Annotated in this window: 20 protein-coding genes; all 20 read left to right on the top strand. The window is 45.0% G+C overall.

Features of this window, described 5'->3' with window-relative positions; translation table 11 throughout:
• Window positions 1-85 precede the first annotated feature (85 nt).
• The 20 genes from J2S07_RS06075 (at window position 86) to J2S07_RS05980 (ending at window position 15,698) form a co-directional block, all read left to right on the top strand.
• On the top strand, window positions 86-817 hold the full coding sequence (locus tag J2S07_RS06075) for an N-6 DNA methylase (RefSeq protein WP_307149515.1): 732 nt from the start codon (window positions 86-88) through the stop codon (window positions 815-817).
• On the top strand, window positions 814-1,386 hold the full coding sequence (locus tag J2S07_RS06070; RefSeq protein ID WP_307149514.1) for a hypothetical protein: 573 nt from the start codon (window positions 814-816) through the stop codon (window positions 1,384-1,386). The genes J2S07_RS06075 and J2S07_RS06070 overlap by 4 nt, the downstream gene beginning before the upstream one ends.
• Window positions 1,387-1,797, top strand: a complete 411-nt coding sequence (locus J2S07_RS06065) for a sigma factor-like helix-turn-helix DNA-binding protein (protein WP_307149513.1) — start codon at window positions 1,387-1,389, stop codon at window positions 1,795-1,797.
• Window positions 1,790-2,596 carry an adenine nucleotide alpha hydrolase family protein gene (locus J2S07_RS06060; protein WP_307149512.1) on the top strand — a complete coding sequence of 269 codons (807 nt, stop codon included), beginning with the start codon at window positions 1,790-1,792 and terminating at the stop codon, window positions 2,594-2,596. Before J2S07_RS06065 ends, J2S07_RS06060 begins: the two co-directional genes overlap by 8 nt.
• On the top strand, window positions 2,597-2,902 hold the full coding sequence (locus J2S07_RS06055) for a hypothetical protein (RefSeq protein WP_307149511.1): 306 nt from the start codon (window positions 2,597-2,599) through the stop codon (window positions 2,900-2,902). It abuts the gene before it with no gap.
• Window positions 2,903-3,303: 401 nt separating this feature from the next.
• Window positions 3,304-3,702, top strand: coding sequence for a hypothetical protein (locus J2S07_RS06050; RefSeq protein WP_307149510.1), 399 nt, complete (start codon window positions 3,304-3,306; stop codon window positions 3,700-3,702).
• 38 nt (window positions 3,703-3,740) lie between these two features.
• Window positions 3,741-4,067, top strand: a complete 327-nt coding sequence (locus tag J2S07_RS06045) for a helix-turn-helix domain-containing protein (RefSeq protein ID WP_307149509.1) — start codon at window positions 3,741-3,743, stop codon at window positions 4,065-4,067.
• A gap of 10 nt (window positions 4,068-4,077) precedes the next feature.
• Window positions 4,078-4,716 (top strand): hypothetical protein, encoded by a 639-nt coding sequence (locus J2S07_RS06040; protein ID WP_307149508.1) that lies wholly within the window; start codon window positions 4,078-4,080, stop codon window positions 4,714-4,716.
• A gap of 341 nt (window positions 4,717-5,057) precedes the next feature.
• Complete coding sequence (locus J2S07_RS06035) at window positions 5,058-5,234, top strand: hypothetical protein (RefSeq protein WP_307149507.1); 177 nt, start codon at window positions 5,058-5,060, stop codon at window positions 5,232-5,234.
• Window positions 5,235-5,287: 53 nt separating this feature from the next.
• Window positions 5,288-5,674, top strand: a complete 387-nt coding sequence (locus J2S07_RS06030; protein ID WP_307149506.1) for a helix-turn-helix domain-containing protein — start codon at window positions 5,288-5,290, stop codon at window positions 5,672-5,674.
• Window positions 5,675-6,641: 967 nt separating this feature from the next.
• Complete coding sequence (gene terL / locus J2S07_RS06025; RefSeq protein WP_307149505.1) at window positions 6,642-8,396, top strand: phage terminase large subunit; 1,755 nt, start codon at window positions 6,642-6,644, stop codon at window positions 8,394-8,396.
• Window positions 8,397-8,415: 19 nt separating this feature from the next.
• Complete coding sequence (locus tag J2S07_RS06020) at window positions 8,416-8,844, top strand: phBC6A51 family helix-turn-helix protein (protein WP_307149504.1); 429 nt, start codon at window positions 8,416-8,418, stop codon at window positions 8,842-8,844.
• A 130-nt stretch (window positions 8,845-8,974) separates the two neighbouring features.
• Window positions 8,975-9,724, top strand: coding sequence for an HNH endonuclease (locus J2S07_RS06015; RefSeq protein ID WP_307149503.1), 750 nt, complete (start codon window positions 8,975-8,977; stop codon window positions 9,722-9,724).
• A complete protein-coding gene (locus J2S07_RS06010) occupies window positions 9,725-10,666 on the top strand; it encodes a DNA-methyltransferase (RefSeq protein WP_307149502.1) in 942 nt (313 codons plus the stop codon).
• 230 nt (window positions 10,667-10,896) lie between these two features.
• The gene (locus J2S07_RS06005; protein WP_307149586.1) at window positions 10,897-12,252 is read left to right on the top strand and encodes a phage portal protein; all 1,356 of its coding nucleotides are present in this window, start codon (window positions 10,897-10,899) and stop codon (window positions 12,250-12,252) included.
• Complete coding sequence (locus J2S07_RS06000) at window positions 12,252-13,121, top strand: phage minor capsid protein (RefSeq protein ID WP_307149501.1); 870 nt, start codon at window positions 12,252-12,254, stop codon at window positions 13,119-13,121. The genes J2S07_RS06005 and J2S07_RS06000 overlap by 1 nt, the downstream gene beginning before the upstream one ends.
• 82 nt (window positions 13,122-13,203) lie before the next feature.
• Complete coding sequence (locus J2S07_RS05995) at window positions 13,204-13,851, top strand: phage scaffolding protein (RefSeq protein WP_307149500.1); 648 nt, start codon at window positions 13,204-13,206, stop codon at window positions 13,849-13,851.
• A 52-nt stretch (window positions 13,852-13,903) separates the two neighbouring features.
• Window positions 13,904-14,995, top strand: a complete 1,092-nt coding sequence (locus tag J2S07_RS05990) for an SU10 major capsid protein (RefSeq protein WP_307149499.1) — start codon at window positions 13,904-13,906, stop codon at window positions 14,993-14,995.
• A 57-nt stretch (window positions 14,996-15,052) separates the two neighbouring features.
• The gene (locus J2S07_RS05985) at window positions 15,053-15,286 is read left to right on the top strand and encodes a hypothetical protein (RefSeq protein WP_307149498.1); all 234 of its coding nucleotides are present in this window, start codon (window positions 15,053-15,055) and stop codon (window positions 15,284-15,286) included.
• Window positions 15,287-15,305: 19 nt separating this feature from the next.
• Window positions 15,306-15,698, top strand: a complete 393-nt coding sequence (locus J2S07_RS05980; RefSeq protein WP_307149497.1) for a hypothetical protein — start codon at window positions 15,306-15,308, stop codon at window positions 15,696-15,698.

Genomic DNA, 15,698 nt, shown 5'->3' with positions numbered 1-15,698 from the left:
AACGCCTCCGATTCATTTGTTATCTCAAGTATAAACGATTATAGACGCAATGTCAAACGAAAAATAAACGAAAGAGGGCGATAAATTGAACAGAACGAAGCAAATCAACGAGTTACTTGGTATAAACGATAGTTATCAGGCGCCGACGCGATTAATGGAGATTTTATACGATAGGGGACGCCGAGAAACGCTATTCGCGAAATTCCTTGAGTTATTCGACTACGACGTTAATTACGATTGGTTCCACGAATATTTCCAGGAGGAACATGCAGACCGAAAGGTAAAGAAGCAGGACTTTACACCTCGTAGTGTCAATGAGTTAATTACGCAATTAGTCGGGGCAGACGATTATGACGGTAGTCACTACGATCCTTGCGCCGGAACTGGCGGAATGACTATTACCGCGTGGAATCGCGACCGTTATAAGCACTCGCCGTTTGATTACCGGCCGTCATGGTACGTATACACATGCGAGGAACTCAGCGACCGTGCGATACCGTTTTTACTGTTTAATATGTTAATCCGAGGCATGAACGCAGTTATTATCCACTGCGACGTACTGACCCGCAAATCATACGGAGCGTTTTTCGTTCAGAATGACACCGATAATCACCTCGGATTTTCGTCACTAAACGTAATGCCATATTCGGACGAAGTAGCGCAGCATTTATCGGTTGAATGGGTCGAGGAACGCTATACGCCGTTAGTCGAGTCGCCTGAAGTAATGCCGGAACATATTACGAATCACGTGCCACGAGGAGAAGTTAGCGATTTTACACGGTTATTCTATGCGCTTTGCGGAGTTGATACGAAATGACGACGATTGACCATGCGTTAATGAAATCGCTCGAATATAACGGCGAATACGGCGCTCGATATACGTGTAAGAACTGCGTTCATTGCCCGGTCGGAGAAGGCTATCAACCGTGCGACAAACAAGGTGTCGATGTGCTTCCGTCAAATAACGTATGCCGAGCGTATGAGGCACGCATCAAGAATCCGTCGGCGCCAGAATTTAACTTCGACGATTACCTCGAATTTCTCGGTAGCGACTTTTATCGGCCGTTTCGTTCGACTGGAAAAATTATCGGCGAAGGCTACGGAATGATCGGCTTAGAAATTACGAAAGAAGGCGGATGGCGCAGTAAATATGGAAAATATAACATCTATGAATTCGAAGATTGTGCACATTGCCGAGTAAATATGCCACGTTGTCACGTCGAAATCGACGGCCATAAATTCGAGATAGATTATCGTCGGTATCGCGAATGTAGAACGGTTGAAGATGGCGCTATCCACTTTGTTTTACACCTGTGGAAAGACAAGCCGACACAACGGCGTTATAACAAGGAAATTAACGGCAAATACGAAGTAGGAGGGCGTTAGATGGGCGCAGTTAAAACGGACTTAAACGCAAAGGAACGCACGCTCGAAGCGAAGTATCATGCGCTAGATTCCGCCGATGGCGTGCGCCAGCTACTCGGCGACTATAACGCATTGGTGCAACGGCAATACGCCGGCGACTATAACGCGATTGTGATACTTGTCGACTTAGCAACGGCGATTGAGCGCGCAGGCTTGACGGATAGGCAGCGACAAGCCCTGGCGCTAGTTTTCGAGGAAGAATATACGCAAGTAGAGACAGCGGACGAGCTCGGCATCAGCAAGCAAACGGTGAATCGGCTGATTAGCGTGGCGACGGCGAAGGTAGCGCGTGTTTACGAAGCGTGGGCGAGAATGGGCGAAGGGTATTCGCTAGGAGTAATCGAAACGGAAGGGGAGCGTTATATTGACTAAACATATCGTATTTTATAGTGGTGGAATAGGAAGTTGGGCGACTGCAAAACGGGTGATTAAGGCGTATGGGAAAGAAAACGTAATTCTCATGTTTACCGACACGCTCGTGGAGGACGAGGATTTATATAGATTCATAGACGAAACTGTTGCGGAAATGGGTGTCGAATTTGTAAAAATTGCCGACGGACGCACGCCGTTCGACGTATATTTCGACGATAAGTACCTCGGCAATTCTCGATATGCACCGTGTTCCAAGCGATTGAAGCAAGAGGCAGCTCGAAATTGGATTGACGAGAATTATTCGCCGGATGAGTGCATATTATACCTCGGAATTGATTGGACGGAGGAACATCGTACATTAGCACCGAGAAAGAACTGGGCTCCCTACCGCGTCGAGTTTCCGCTGTGTGAAGAGCCGTTACTATCGAAAGAAGAAATGCTGGCTGAACTTAATCTAATAGGAATAGAGACTCCGAGACTTTATAAACTAGGTTTCTCGCATAACAACTGCGGCGGGTTCTGTTGTCGCGCCGGACACGGTCACTTCGCGAACCTCTTATCACAAATGCCGGACAGGTTCGCTCAGTATGAGGCGCTCGAGCAGGAGTTCCGCGACCGTACGGGCAAGGACGTGTCTATGATGAAAAAGGAGCGCAAAGTTGGCGGTGTTAGACGGAGCTTTCCGTACACACTTCGCCAGTTACGCGAGGACATAGAAGCGAAACAAGAAATCGATATGACGGACATTGGCGGTTGTGGTTGCTTTGTTGACGACGGCAATCCGAGAGGAGACGAATAAATGAACTTAAACGAACGAATCGACGAACTATGGACGCAAACAAAGGCGGGCAACCTACCGCGTGAGCAACGATTTAAGGCGATTGAAGCGCTGACGGATGAATACGTCGTGACCGTAGGTCAGCGGCCGGACCATACGCAGCTCGACCGGCTGGCGACGCTTTGCTTGTACGAGGAGGTGACGGATGCAACTCCGTGGAAAACGCGGAATACTGAACGGCCGATACACAGCGATAGGCAACGCAGGACTATCGAGGACAATGAGGCGGGGAGCAGCCCGTTGAAATATATTAGTAGCAGTCGATGACCAACCGCCTGAAATTCGGAAGCCCTTCTCATTAGCGAGTAGGGCTTTTTACATCCGCAAATATACTGTAGCTGTTGATGATATTGCTGTAACTACTAAAGTCTTTAATCGTTGATACGTGTCCCGTAAAGCAATCTTGATGGGTTATGCTGTTATAAATATCTAGTACAACCCTGTCTTTGTTAATAAACATACGACGACAAACTGGGCATTTAATCATCGAGAACCCTCCTTTCTTTAATAAGAGGGTTCTCTTTTTTATCAGGATTTTCCTTTAATGTCACTTAATTGTCAAAAAAAAAATTTCGAAAAGTTTATAATAATACTTTACAATGCGATAACGCATGTGATATATTATAAATAGGAAATGCGATAACGCATAAAAGAGGGAGGGAATGATAATGAACTACTTAGAAGCTGCGAGAAAAATTTATGAAGAAGGCTATAGATTTGCTGGTGTTAGGTCTTTAACGGATGATGAAAACTATAATATTGGGGATACTTGCAGACAGTCATACGAGTGGGACAGAGAAGAAGATTGCTCAACTTATTATACAACAGGTTTAAAGGCCGGTGGCACTTGCGCAATAGAAGTAAGAACTGACTATTTAGACAACGATACAGTCGAAGAAGATATTAAGGAATTAGCCGAAAGAATTGAGAAGGCTGTAGTTGCTACTGATTTATATATGGGTTTTACTAAGGCGATAATTGCAGGGAACAGCACGTATACAGACTTAGACTGGAGCGACGATAACGAAATTAGAATCGTTGATGCGGTAGTAATTGAGTTAATATAAGAGAAGGAATGATTTATTTGTTACATGACATAATCGGTGTGGAAGAAGCTGCTGAAATCCTCGGACTAGCTCCAGGAACCGTAAAAAATATGTGTGCATCAGGAAAACTAGAAGCTAAAAAAATCGGGAAAACATGGGTCTTACATAAAAATAATTTGGAGGTTAGAAAGATGGTTAAGAATTTAAATGGTGTTGAAATTGATTTTGCTCAAGCTGTAGAACACATGGATGATGAAATTAGAGAAAATCTGCACGATGAAATGGCTCCTTGCACAGACCAAGAATTTTTTACAGCATACGAAAATGCCCACAAAGAAAAATTTAATGAGGTTTGGTTCTTGAGCGAAGAGAACCCCGTTTGGTAGTTAAGAAAAAATGAATAATGAAATGATTGGTAAACGGTTTGGAAAATTAGTTGTTAAAGAGTATCACGGGAAAAAGGGTAGAGCTAAAACTTGGCTCTGCCTCTGTGATTGCGGAAATACTAGAATTGTGAAAACCGCATACCTTAATGATGGTACTGCTTCACATTGTGGGTGCGGAACAGTAATTGATTTAAAGGGTCAGCGATTTGGGCGGCTTACAGTTGTTGAGTTAAAAGGGACAATCAATAAAAAAGCTGTTTGGACATGCAAATGTGATTGCGGAAATACTATAGATGTGCAAAGTTATTATTTGCGTGACGGTACAAAAAAATCATGTGGCTGTCTGCAAAACGAATCGAGAAGTAAGTCCATGAAAAAGGCTCAAACCGTGCATACTTTTGATGAATTATTTGTCCCATTTTTAAAAAAGGATATACAAAAAAATAATACGACTGGTGTAAAAGGAGTTACTACAAAGAAGTACAAAGACAAAACTAAGTATATGGCACAATTAGGGTATAAAGGTAAAAATATTTATTTAGGGATATATGACACCTTAGAAAAAGCTATTGAGGCACGACTAAAAGGAGAAGAATTGTACTACGGAAAAGCAATTCAGGAATACGATGAAAAATTTAAAAAAGATTAGCCCCCGCCCTCAGTCCTAAGGATTGGGGCGCTTTTTTGCGTTAAATCGGCTTACTTTTCCGTGAAATGTTTGGACTAGGAGTATAAGGCCCTAGGGGTCTTTATCGAAAGGTAAACGCATGAGGCGGGTATGCTCCGCCCGACCTTCCGAACCACTACATGGCGGATGGGATTTTGGCGCTCATCAGCGCAAAGTTGGCGGCTTTTTTATTTGCGCAGCAATAGAACCGGATACGCCTCTGCGAAAGTAAGCGGACCAACGCCGGTCAATATATCTTAGCGACCATCCGCGGAATGCTTCCGAGCGCTGCGCTATTTTTAATTTAACGGAGGTTATGCGGAATGAACGAATTCTACTATTGCTACTCGCCGAACTTACAGGCGTTCCTACAAACGCACGGCCAGCGCTTTATTTGCGTGGGGCTAAACGAAAAGACGTTGCGCAAGTTTTGGCAGTACAAACGCAGCAGCGAGCTTGACGAATTGCTGACGAAGTGGCAGGCGCAAAAGCCTGCGTAATTATGTATTTTAACGCTTATAAGTCGAATTAATTTACGTGGAGGGCGATTATATTGGAACAATTTGCGAAAGAGGCTTTGCGTCAAAAAGAAAGCGTGCTAGCCAGCGGCGGCTATGCCGTGGTGCCACACGATATTTACCGCGTGTTGCTGCCGGAATTAAAGGCGAAGTACGGCGGACAGACTGCGAGGGACTGCGTGGTTTTGTACGGCTATATGCACGCGTATACGAACGGGCAAAGCGAAGGTGGGGCGTATATGTGGGCGTTTCCTAGCGTGGCTCAAATCGCCGAGGACACCGGCATACACAAAGACCGCATCAAAGGGCTCATCGACATACTCGTCAGTGAAGGCGTGATGGTGACGCGAAAAATACCGTGGCATGGGCACGCGAAGAAGATGTATATGCCGTTGTATGAGCGAATGGCGCCCGATTCCTAAATGCGGGAATTAATCGATTCCCATTCGTAGGAATTAATCAATTCCTAAATGCGGGAATATAATAAGAACAACGTAATAATAACGAATTAATAATAATAAAGATTGCGCGAGTTCATTCGCTAACGCTCATTCACTCGGCGCCGTCTTTAGTAATAACGAATACGCGTATATAGGTATATCTTATCGCAAAGAGTATTAATAAGAATAAAAAGATAGCGCCAATTCCCATTCGTAGGAATTAGGCAAACGCGCCTGGTACGAAAATCGTGCCGGGTTATTTTGCGTTACACAAACGGAAAGGAGCACGGTAATGAGACGGATATTACTATTGGCTTACATTGCGTATACGCTCCGGAAAGGAGTGCGGAGACTTCGCCCGACATTACGTTAAGGATTCCGTTAGATATATTAATAAGAAGGAACGCGGAATAATGGCGGATAGCCTTCGTTAGTTGCCGTAATGCGGAACGGTTAATTTATCCGCGAGGAGCCTCTACCGGACGCGACCGCCTAAAACTCAGGGGGGTTAGCGCTATTTTATGCAAATCGTATGCAATCGTGGTGTCGCTTCCGTATGCATGAATCGCGGGAAATACTGCGGAATGGGAGCGTGGGAATGGCGGTGTGACAACGATGTATAAAATCGTGCATAAAGGCGGAATAGGGGCGGTCGACAAACGTTGATATGGCGCGGTTATGCAACGGGGTGAATTCCTCATAATAAGTATTATGTCTACTAGAATTGAATATACAATACACTAATATACAATCGTTCATGCATCCGAGTGAATACTGAATTCAAAAACCCCCAAGCCCACTTTTTATTTTTTCGGAATTTGACGTACGGAATTTGCGAACAATTTTTCAAACTCGGGGCGTTTTCGCAGATAGACGAAAGGCAATCGGATGCCTAGCGGTTGTCTTTTTTGTATTTACGAAGATTCCCAACGGAAAGGAGGACGCTAACATGGCGTATATCAACGGTGAATGGCTCGACCGTGACCAACGAGCGCAAAGAATTGATTTGCTAACGGAGCGTTTGCGCAAATTAGTCATGCTTGTTAAATCCGGTAAAGCTACCGAATACCACGTCGAAATGCTCCGGCACGACAAGACAGAGCTGGCGAAGCTAAAACGCGTGCATCGGGCCGAGGTAGACATCGCCTATTTTACGTATACATACTTGAGCGACGGAGGCAATCCCGGCAACGACGACAACGTCATTCGCCACAGTGACGACGGAACAGCGCACGACCCAATCGAATTAATCGCGCCCATTCATCGTGAATTTTTCGACCTGTGCGACCACGTAAACGAAGCTGAACGCAATGCACGACTAGCGATAGCTGCGGCCCGTGGACATTCCAAATCGGGCGTATTTTCGAATGCATTTCCGTTGCATCAAGTGGCGTTTCGCAAACGTAGATACATTCTACTGATTTCCGAAACCGACTCGTTGTCGAAAAAGTTAATCGGCTGGATTAATAAGCAGCTAAAATTCAACGCATTATTTCGCGAAGATTTCGGCATGCTGTTGCATGAACGCAATCAGATGAACGAAAAGGATAACGAAGAGGCGTTCATTACTACGTCAAATACGCTCGTGGAAGCGTCCTCGTCCGGTAAGCAATTACGCGGAAAAAGACACGGTGCTGTGCGTCCTGACCTCGTAATTATTGACGACCCTTCGTCGATGAACAACGAGGGTACAAAGGAAGCACGCGAAAAGTTGGTGCATTGGTTTAACTCGGTTGTGGTGCCGATTGGGTCGGCGTCAACTGCGATAGTGCTTGTCGGTACAATGGTTAGCGCTACGGGGCTATTAAATCACGTACTCAAACGAAAGGACTTCAAGTCGTCATTTCATGGCGCGGTTATCAGCGAGCCGTCGAATCCGAAGCTATGGGAGCAGTATTGCGAAGTATACGCACGCGCCGATTCGATGGAGGAAGTCGACGAGTTTTACAACGCCAATAAGGACGAATTAGAAGAAGGCGTAGAACTCGCATGGCCGTGGCGATGGTCATATCGCGCGCTAATGCACGAAAAAGTAAACATGGGCACGCGGGCATATAATTCGGAGTATCGTAACTTGGCGTTTAGTGAGGACGAGCAGTTTTTCTTCCCGGACAACTACGCGAAATATCACTACGTTTATGAGAACGGCAGGACGTTTATTTCTTACGAGGATAAGCGCATTCCGATGGAAGACCTTTATGTTGTAGGCGCATGGGATATCGCTATGGGGAAGAATAAGCGGTCGGACTATAACTCGATAATTATTGTCGGTAAGCACTCGCCTACCGGCTTAATTTTTGTTCTTGACGAACACGCATCGAAAGAGCCAGCGCACACTTACATCGACGTAGCCATCGCGAAGATTAAGCAGTTTAATGTACGAATATTCAACGTCGAGACTATCAACGCATATCACGAATTTTATCGCCAGCTACAAGAGAAAGCGCGAGTGATGGGCGTTTACAAATGCCGTATTAACGATATCAAGAATCAGAAGTCATCAAAGGAGCAGCGGATTGAATCGCTTGAACCTATTTTGCATAATAAAACGCTTGTACTTAACGATAGGCATACGTTATTACTCGACCAAATGGCGCAATACCCATTTGGCGACCACGACGACTCAATTGACGCGCTACAAATGGCGGTCGACAACATCTTTAAACCGAAAGCAAGAATCGCGGTTAAACCAAGCTATTTATAACGAAAGGAGGGCGCGCAACATGGCGTCAAAACGATTGAAGGAGCTCGAATCGAAATTAACCGCCCAACAACAGAAGGCGGCTTTTTTATTGGTCGAAAACGACTTGCGCAGTAACGATGAAAAACGCACGCAAGAGGAAATTGCGGAAGAAGTCGGCGTCACATATAAAACGATTTGGGAGTGGCGGAAAAAGAATCGGAATTTCATCGACTACAAGAACGAAATCGCCGACGATTTTCTCGCGGAGTATCGCTCGGGCGTTTACGGGCAGTTAATGAAGTTGATTAACGGAAGTCAGCCGTCAGTTAAAGCAATTTCGCTTTATCTACAAAGGTTCGGCATGCTTACACAAAAAACGCAAGTCGAAACGATTGAATCGACTGGTTCTCGTACTAACGACGATTTAAAGAAAGAGTTGGAAGAATTAGACGACTTGCTGAACGGATAGCACTCGCTTCCCCGGCGAGTTACATAGGCGGAATAGGAGCCGACTAGCTATCGGATTCGAAAAGCACAAATCCCGATTGTGTTTTCCGCCAGTTTAAAAATACGGGAAATCATATACGGGGATGATGATAATGGGAAAAATAATGAGGACACCGGAAGAGTTTGCGAGAATAATAGCCGAGAGAGGTTTTATCGTACTTGAGGAAGTTCGAAGCCAAAAAGAAAATGCGTTAATGCAGTGTAAGAAGTGCGGACACGTTAAGAGGAAAAGAGTACAAAGCGTCGTAAACAAAGGTTACGGTTGTGCTAAGTGTGCTGGAAATGAACGATTAAGTACTCAAGAATTTAACGATTATGTGGCGAAAAATGTACATGGATATACGTTAATCTCCGAAGTTAACGGCGCTTTTAAAAAAGCTAAGTTACGATGTGATTTCGGTCACGAGTACGAAGTAAACCCGATTGACTTTATACACAAAGGATACCGTTGCCCAATTTGTAAATTTATAAAAATGAGTGGGTCAGGACATTGGAATTACAACGCCGATTTATCAAAAGAAGAACGCGAAACTACGCGGGCTTTTCCTGGTTACACAGCATGGCAATTCGCAGTCAAAAAGCGAGATAATTTTTCGTGTCAGTGTTGCGGAGATAGTAGGGGCGGAAATCTAGTTTCACACCACTTAGATGGGTGGAACATCGCAAAGGAGAAACGATTAGACGTCGATAATGGCGTTACACTTTGCGAAGATTGTCATAAAGACTTCCACGGAAAATACGGATACGGTGGTAATACGAAAACTCAATACGATAAGTGGTTATCGTCGGCTGAAAATAGTCGGCGTTTTCTTTATGCCAAGAACGCGGAGGAGGCAGTTTAATTGACCGACTTATTAAACAAAGTAACGCAAGGCGACTGCCTTGACGTAAGTAAAGGAATAGAAAGCGGAAGTGTCGATTTAATACTGACCGACTTACCCTACGGTAATATGAACACGGACGGAGGACGAAAGTTAGGTATTAACGGCTGGGATATGGTAATAGAACCCGAGAAGGTTTACGAGATTGCTAATCGGATTTTACGAAAGAATGGCAAGATGGTGTTATTTAGTCAGGAGCCTTATACAACGAGATTAATATCCGAGGCCATTTCGAAAGTTCCTTTTTCATATCGCATGGTTTGGGAGAAAGATAGTTTTGCGAACGCATTAGGGTGTAGAAAGGCTCCTGTTAGTTTTTACGAGGATATTTTAGTGTTTAGCAAGTATGAAGAAGATAAAACTGGACACGTATTGCAGGAATACTTTTATACCGAATTTAAAAAATGTGGATTAACAATTAAAGAGATTTGCGAAAAACTAGGCACAACACACGCAAGTCACTTCTTTACCCGCGGTAAACAATTTAGAGTACCTAATGAAAAATATCTGTGTCAGCTACAAGCTTTAACAGGACGTTTCAAAATATCTTACGAAGAAGTGGTAAAAGCACAACAAGATGCCTTAGATAGTAATCGTAATAACTATCCTTCTACGTTTAATTTATGGGAAGGGAATAAATACAAGTCTAATATCCTTAAATACAAAAAGGATTATAGTGGATATCATCCTACCCAAAAACCGGTGTTATTGCTTGAAGATTTAATAAAAACGTTTAGTAATGAGGGTGATACTGTAGTGGATTTGACTGCGGGCAGCGGTAGTACTGCGGTTGCTTGTGTAAACACTAACCGAAATTTCATCGCCATAGAACGCGAGAAAGAATACGTAGAAATCGCCAATAAACGCATAGAAGACGCAGCTAAAGTGAAAGGGGGTAATTAATAGTGCTCGGCTTTAATACGAAAAGAGAAATCGAAAAACGCGCGGACAATGGCGAAGTATTTCAGACGTACGACTCGTTTCAGACGGGCGAAGAGTTTCCGCCGGTTGCCGACCGTGAGCGAATCTCGAAATACAAGCGAATGAAAAAGTTATTCGAAGGTCGCCACGCGGAAGTATACGAACGAGCATCGGCAATTCTAAAAGATACGCCGCACGCGCCACAATTAAAAATGCTTTATATCGCGGTCAATCTCGCCGACATCATCGTGACGAAGCCCGCCGATTTGCTCGTAGGCGAACCGCCGAGTTTCGAGTCGGGTTTGCCGGACGACACGCCGCAACAAAAACGCCTTAACCATTACGTCGAGGAAAACGATTTAATCAAGCTGATTCACGAAAACGCAATCGGTAACGGCTATCGCGGCGACGCTTGGATTAAAACGCGGTATGGCTACCGGCAGGATTTTTCGGAGATTGAAAAGCTAGGCTTCGCAATACCGGAAAACATCGAAATGGAGCCGGTCATCGAGCACGTTGCGGCTGACTGCGTATTCCCCGAAACATCGCGCGGTAACGTAAAATCGTACAAAGCGGTCAATATTGCCACGGTTGAATACGTCGTGAGTAAACGCGAAGAAATCCCGTTTTTAAACGTTGAGCGACACGTGCCCGGCTTTATCATTTACGAACGTTATCGCTTGCACGAATACGAAGGCGGCGTCGATATGTCGTGGGGCTACCCGTTACAAGTCTACAAGATTGGCGAAAGGGTCCCGACAGGCAAAGCCGAGGATATCGTCGAAACTGGCGTGCCTCATTTACTCGTACATCACATTCCGTATAAGTCGGTAGACGACGAATGGTACGGCGTGGGAGGGCTTGAAAAAATCGAAACGTTGCTTGCCGCGATTAACGACCGCCTTGTGCAAATCGACTATATCCTATGGAAGCACAGCGACCCGACGGCATACGGTCCCGAACTTGAAGGCGTAGGGCAAACGAAAATCGGCGGTATTTATATACCGGTCAGCAAAGACGACGCAACGCCCGGCTATATGACATGGGACGGTCAGTTAACGTCGGCGTTTAAGGAGCTCGAGGTGCTCATTTCGCTAGTCTTTCAGTTATCTGAAACGCCGCAATGGCTATTCGGTACGGTGCTCGGCGAAAATAGTGGAGGCACTGGAACGTCGCATACGGATAGTGCAGCGATTAAAGCGCGGTTTATGCCGATACTTTCGAAAGTTAAGCGAATTCGAACGCACTATGACAAAGCAATCCGCGACGCATTGTGGACGTGTCAAATCCTCGATACAGTTCACGGAGATTTCGATTTTGAGCCGGTTTACCCGAAAATCAACTGGCAAGACGGCATTCCGAAGAACGCGAAAGAAGAAGCGGAGATTATGAATCTACGCACTGGCGGAAAGCCCACGATTGATGTCAAGTCGGCGATTAAGCGCCAGGATAGCGTTGACGACGAAAAAGCTGACGAAATTCTCAGTCGTATTGATGCTGACGAAAGACGAGTCGAAGGGTTTGTTGACGCCACAGTATTCAACGATAGTGCCGGCGGTGATAGTTAATGGTAAATTTCCGAGAAATCCCGACGCCCAAATATGACTACGAGGTCAGCCTATTAGTAGGTTATTACGAAAAAGCACTAAATGATCTAAGGGCTGAGTTGAGCCGAGTTGACCTTACGAAATTTGAAAGGGCTCAAACGCGCGCAACGTTGAATAACGTCAAGGCGATTCTAAAAGACTTAGACAAAAGCGCGCTAGGATGGGTTGAGCGGTATATCCCCCAAGCAGTAAGCGACGGAATAACAAGGACGTTAATCGCGTTAGGCATTGCGACTAGCCTGTCGGAAGCCGAGAAGATTATGAAGTTTAATCGGCTTAACCAAGACTTAATTAAAACTGCGGTCGCAGACACTCAATCGGATTTACTGCAGATTACTCAAAACGTTGACCGAAAAGTACGAATTGCAGTTCGTGAGGTAACCGCGGAAGTTATGCGCTCGAATCTTACGCAAGGCGTAAATGCTACGGCAACCTTGAAGCGCGAAATTGTTCAAGAGTTGCGCGCTAGATTAGGAGATTCGTTGAATACTGGCATTATTGACGCTAGTAATCGGAGATGGAAACCGCAAGTCTACGCTGAAATGGTTGTTCGTACAAAGATGGCGAGTGCTCAGCGTGAGGCGGCTATAAATGACGGAATATCGCGCGACGCACTATACGGAGTCATTAGTCGTCACAACGCGATTGATGCGTGTAAATTTTACGAAGGCAAAATAGTTAAACTAACGCGCGATGCTGACGGAGATTACCCGTATATCGGCGACTTGCCTCGACGTGAAATATTTCATCCAAATTGCCGGCATGTCGTAACGCCCGTAAGGCGACTTGATACTTTACCCGATGTTTTACGCGAAATTAACGGGATGTAAGTTTGTTTATAAGACCGAACGTTACGTCGTTAAACTAAACGGAATATATAGTCTACTCGGACTTTAAGCGTGGAGGTACGAAATGAGCGAAGAAATCAAAACCGAAGTAATTGACGAAGTGAAGTCGGACGATACTCCGAAAACATTTACGCAAGAGGAACTCGACAAAATCGTTGTGGAACGCATCGCACGCGAACGCAAGAAACTCGAAAGATACGCTGACTATGACGAAGTAAAGACGAAAGCTTCGGAATACGAGAAATTGCTCGAGGAAAAACGTCTTGCGGAATTAAGCGAAAAAGAGCGGCTTGAGGAAATCGCGAAGAAATACGAGGAAGAGAAAAACGGATTACAAGCGGAACTCGACGCTATTCGCAAGCAAGCCGAAAAGGAGCGTATTCGCACGGAATTTATTAAGGTTGCTACGAGCAACAATATCGCATATCTTGACGACGCACTCGCGCTCGCTGATTTATCCGCGGTAACAATCGACGAGAGCGGAAAAGTAGTCGGAATGGATGAAGTGGTCAAAACGCTCGTTGACAATAAACCGTTTCTAGTTGCGAAAAAACAACAGAAACAAATCGGCGACAGTAGTAACGGTAACTATGACCGTTCCGAAAAGACCGCCGAACAATTATTGAAAGAGGCTGCGGAAAAAGCCCGTCTGTCCGGGAAGCCGGAAGATAAAATCGCATACGCAAAGTTAAAACGAGAGTTAAACGGATAGGCGCCTATATGGCGCTTTTTTTATTAAACAAAACTAAAGGAGGACATTACGAATGTCTAAAATTCAATCAGGTCAATTAATCGGGAAACGCGAATCGGTAACGGATGAAATTCTATTACTAAACGAGCACCAAACCCCATTTTTAAGTTTACTAGGATTTAGCACGCCGGTTACTCAAGTCGAGCACGTATGGTTTGAGGACGAAATGTACGGCGATGAATCAACAACTACTGCTGATTTAGCTGATGCGGACACTACCGTAGCTGTGGCAGACGGTTCTATCTTCCGCGCGGGCCACGTAATTAAAATTGGTGAAGAGTTATTAAAAGTAACAGCGGTTTCTAATAACGACTTAACTGTAACTCGTGGGTACGCGGGAACTACAGCGGCAGCTAGCACTTCCGGAGCAGTTGTTGAAGTACAATTCGTTGAAGGTGTCGAGGGTGCTGACGCAAGGGCAGCTCGCTTCAAACCACGCGCTCGTAAATCTAACTTTACGCAAATTTTCGACGAAACTATCTCTATCAGCGGTACTGCGGCAGTAGTTTCTCAGTACGGACTTGACGACTTATACGAATACGAAAAGCAGAAAAAGCAACTTGAGTTAGCGCTTCAATTAGAAAAAGCATTAATCAACGGAGTTAAATTCGAGTCCCAAGACGGCTTAACTCGTCAAATGGGCGGTATTCGTTCAACTATCGTTACAAACGTAATCAACGCAAGTAACGCAGCTTTAGACGCTGATAAGATTAACGATGCTTTCCAAAAAATCTACGAAAAAGGCGGTTTCTCAAACGGCGGTAACTTCAAAATCGTAGTTGGCGCAAAGCAAAAGCGTGCTATTTCTGCGTTTGATGCTGCGAAAGTTAATATCGACCGTTTAGATAATGGACGCGGTCAGGTAGTAGACCACTTCGTATCTGACTTCGGACAAGCGGAAATCGTACTAAACAACAACCTTGCGGCTGACGAGTTATTCGTTGTGGATGCGAATAGGATGTCGATTCATCCGTTAACTGGACGTGACTTCGCGCACGAGTACCTTGGTAAGAAAGGTGACTACTACGAAGGTCAAATCGTTGGTGAGTATACAACTATGTTACAACAAGAAAAGGCTCACGCACGTATCAAAGGTTTAGCTTAATTGTAAGGCCCGTCTATCGGCGGGCTTGATTACTTGAACGACCGGAGGTGTTAACCAATGGCGGTTTTTAAATCGCGGTTTAAAGAATTTAGTTTTTACGCAAATAATCAACTAAAAAGTTTCCGTAATGGCACGTATGTCACTGATAATGCGGACGAAATCAAGGTGTTGCAGGCGATGTCTGACGTAGTGCAACAAACCGAAAAAGAGCAACCAAAAACGGAGGATGCGCCGAAAGTAAAACCAGCAACTAAGCCGAAATCAGCGCCTAAGAAAGCCTCCGGAAAATAATTAACGGAGGTGTTTTCGAATGGCGGTCACTATAAATGATGCGGACTTATACATCGACCAAAACGTTATTGTTATCGAGGATTGGACTGATAGCGACGATGCGAAAAAACAACGGTTGTTAAATGTCGCAGAATCAACGCTTAAACGAGTCTACCCGCAATATACAATACCGGATAATGCGGTATATGAATACGCAGCGGTTTTAGCAACGGCTTTCAACGATACGAACGTGCAAAAACAAAACGGAGTCAAGTCGTTCTCGATTTCCGGCATTCAATTTACGTTTAACGGCGGTGCTGACGACCTTGAGTCGTTAATTCCTCCGTCAGCCTTACATTTAATCGGAGTTGAAAACGGCATCGACCTCGGCGGGAGTTCGAAGGCAAAACGCGTGAAATGGACGGTGATGTAG

Origin of the sequence: Anoxybacillus andreesenii (assembly GCF_030813005.1) — a bacterium.
Classification (GTDB): Bacteria; Bacillota; Bacilli; order Bacillales; family Cytobacillaceae; genus Robertmurraya; species Robertmurraya andreesenii.
This window is presented reverse-complemented; position numbering and strand designations above follow the sequence as displayed.

Excerpts from the sequence above, each read along its gene's own strand:
- J2S07_RS05990 (WP_307149499.1), top strand. The coding sequence starts at position 13,904 with ATGTCTAAAATTCAATCAGGTCAATTAATCGGGAAACGCGAATCGGTA.
- J2S07_RS06000 (WP_307149501.1), top strand. The coding sequence starts at position 12,252 with ATGGTAAATTTCCGAGAAATCCCGACGCCCAAATATGACTACGAGGTC.
- terL (WP_307149505.1), top strand. The coding sequence starts at position 6,642 with ATGGCGTATATCAACGGTGAATGGCTCGACCGTGACCAACGAGCGCAA.
- J2S07_RS06040 (WP_307149508.1), top strand. The coding sequence starts at position 4,078 with ATGAATAATGAAATGATTGGTAAACGGTTTGGAAAATTAGTTGTTAAA.
- J2S07_RS06015 (WP_307149503.1), top strand. The coding sequence starts at position 8,975 with ATGGGAAAAATAATGAGGACACCGGAAGAGTTTGCGAGAATAATAGCC.
- J2S07_RS06070 (WP_307149514.1), top strand. The coding sequence starts at position 814 with ATGACGACGATTGACCATGCGTTAATGAAATCGCTCGAATATAACGGC.
- J2S07_RS05995 (WP_307149500.1), top strand. The coding sequence starts at position 13,204 with ATGAGCGAAGAAATCAAAACCGAAGTAATTGACGAAGTGAAGTCGGAC.
- J2S07_RS06065 (WP_307149513.1), top strand. The coding sequence starts at position 1,387 with ATGGGCGCAGTTAAAACGGACTTAAACGCAAAGGAACGCACGCTCGAA.
- J2S07_RS06020 (WP_307149504.1), top strand. The coding sequence starts at position 8,416 with ATGGCGTCAAAACGATTGAAGGAGCTCGAATCGAAATTAACCGCCCAA.
- J2S07_RS06035 (WP_307149507.1), top strand. The coding sequence starts at position 5,058 with ATGAACGAATTCTACTATTGCTACTCGCCGAACTTACAGGCGTTCCTA.
- J2S07_RS06005 (WP_307149586.1), top strand. The coding sequence starts at position 10,897 with ATGCTTTATATCGCGGTCAATCTCGCCGACATCATCGTGACGAAGCCC.
- J2S07_RS06050 (WP_307149510.1), top strand. The coding sequence starts at position 3,304 with ATGAACTACTTAGAAGCTGCGAGAAAAATTTATGAAGAAGGCTATAGA.
- J2S07_RS06055 (WP_307149511.1), top strand. The coding sequence starts at position 2,597 with ATGAACTTAAACGAACGAATCGACGAACTATGGACGCAAACAAAGGCG.
- J2S07_RS05985 (WP_307149498.1), top strand. The coding sequence starts at position 15,053 with ATGGCGGTTTTTAAATCGCGGTTTAAAGAATTTAGTTTTTACGCAAAT.
- J2S07_RS05980 (WP_307149497.1), top strand. The coding sequence starts at position 15,306 with ATGGCGGTCACTATAAATGATGCGGACTTATACATCGACCAAAACGTT.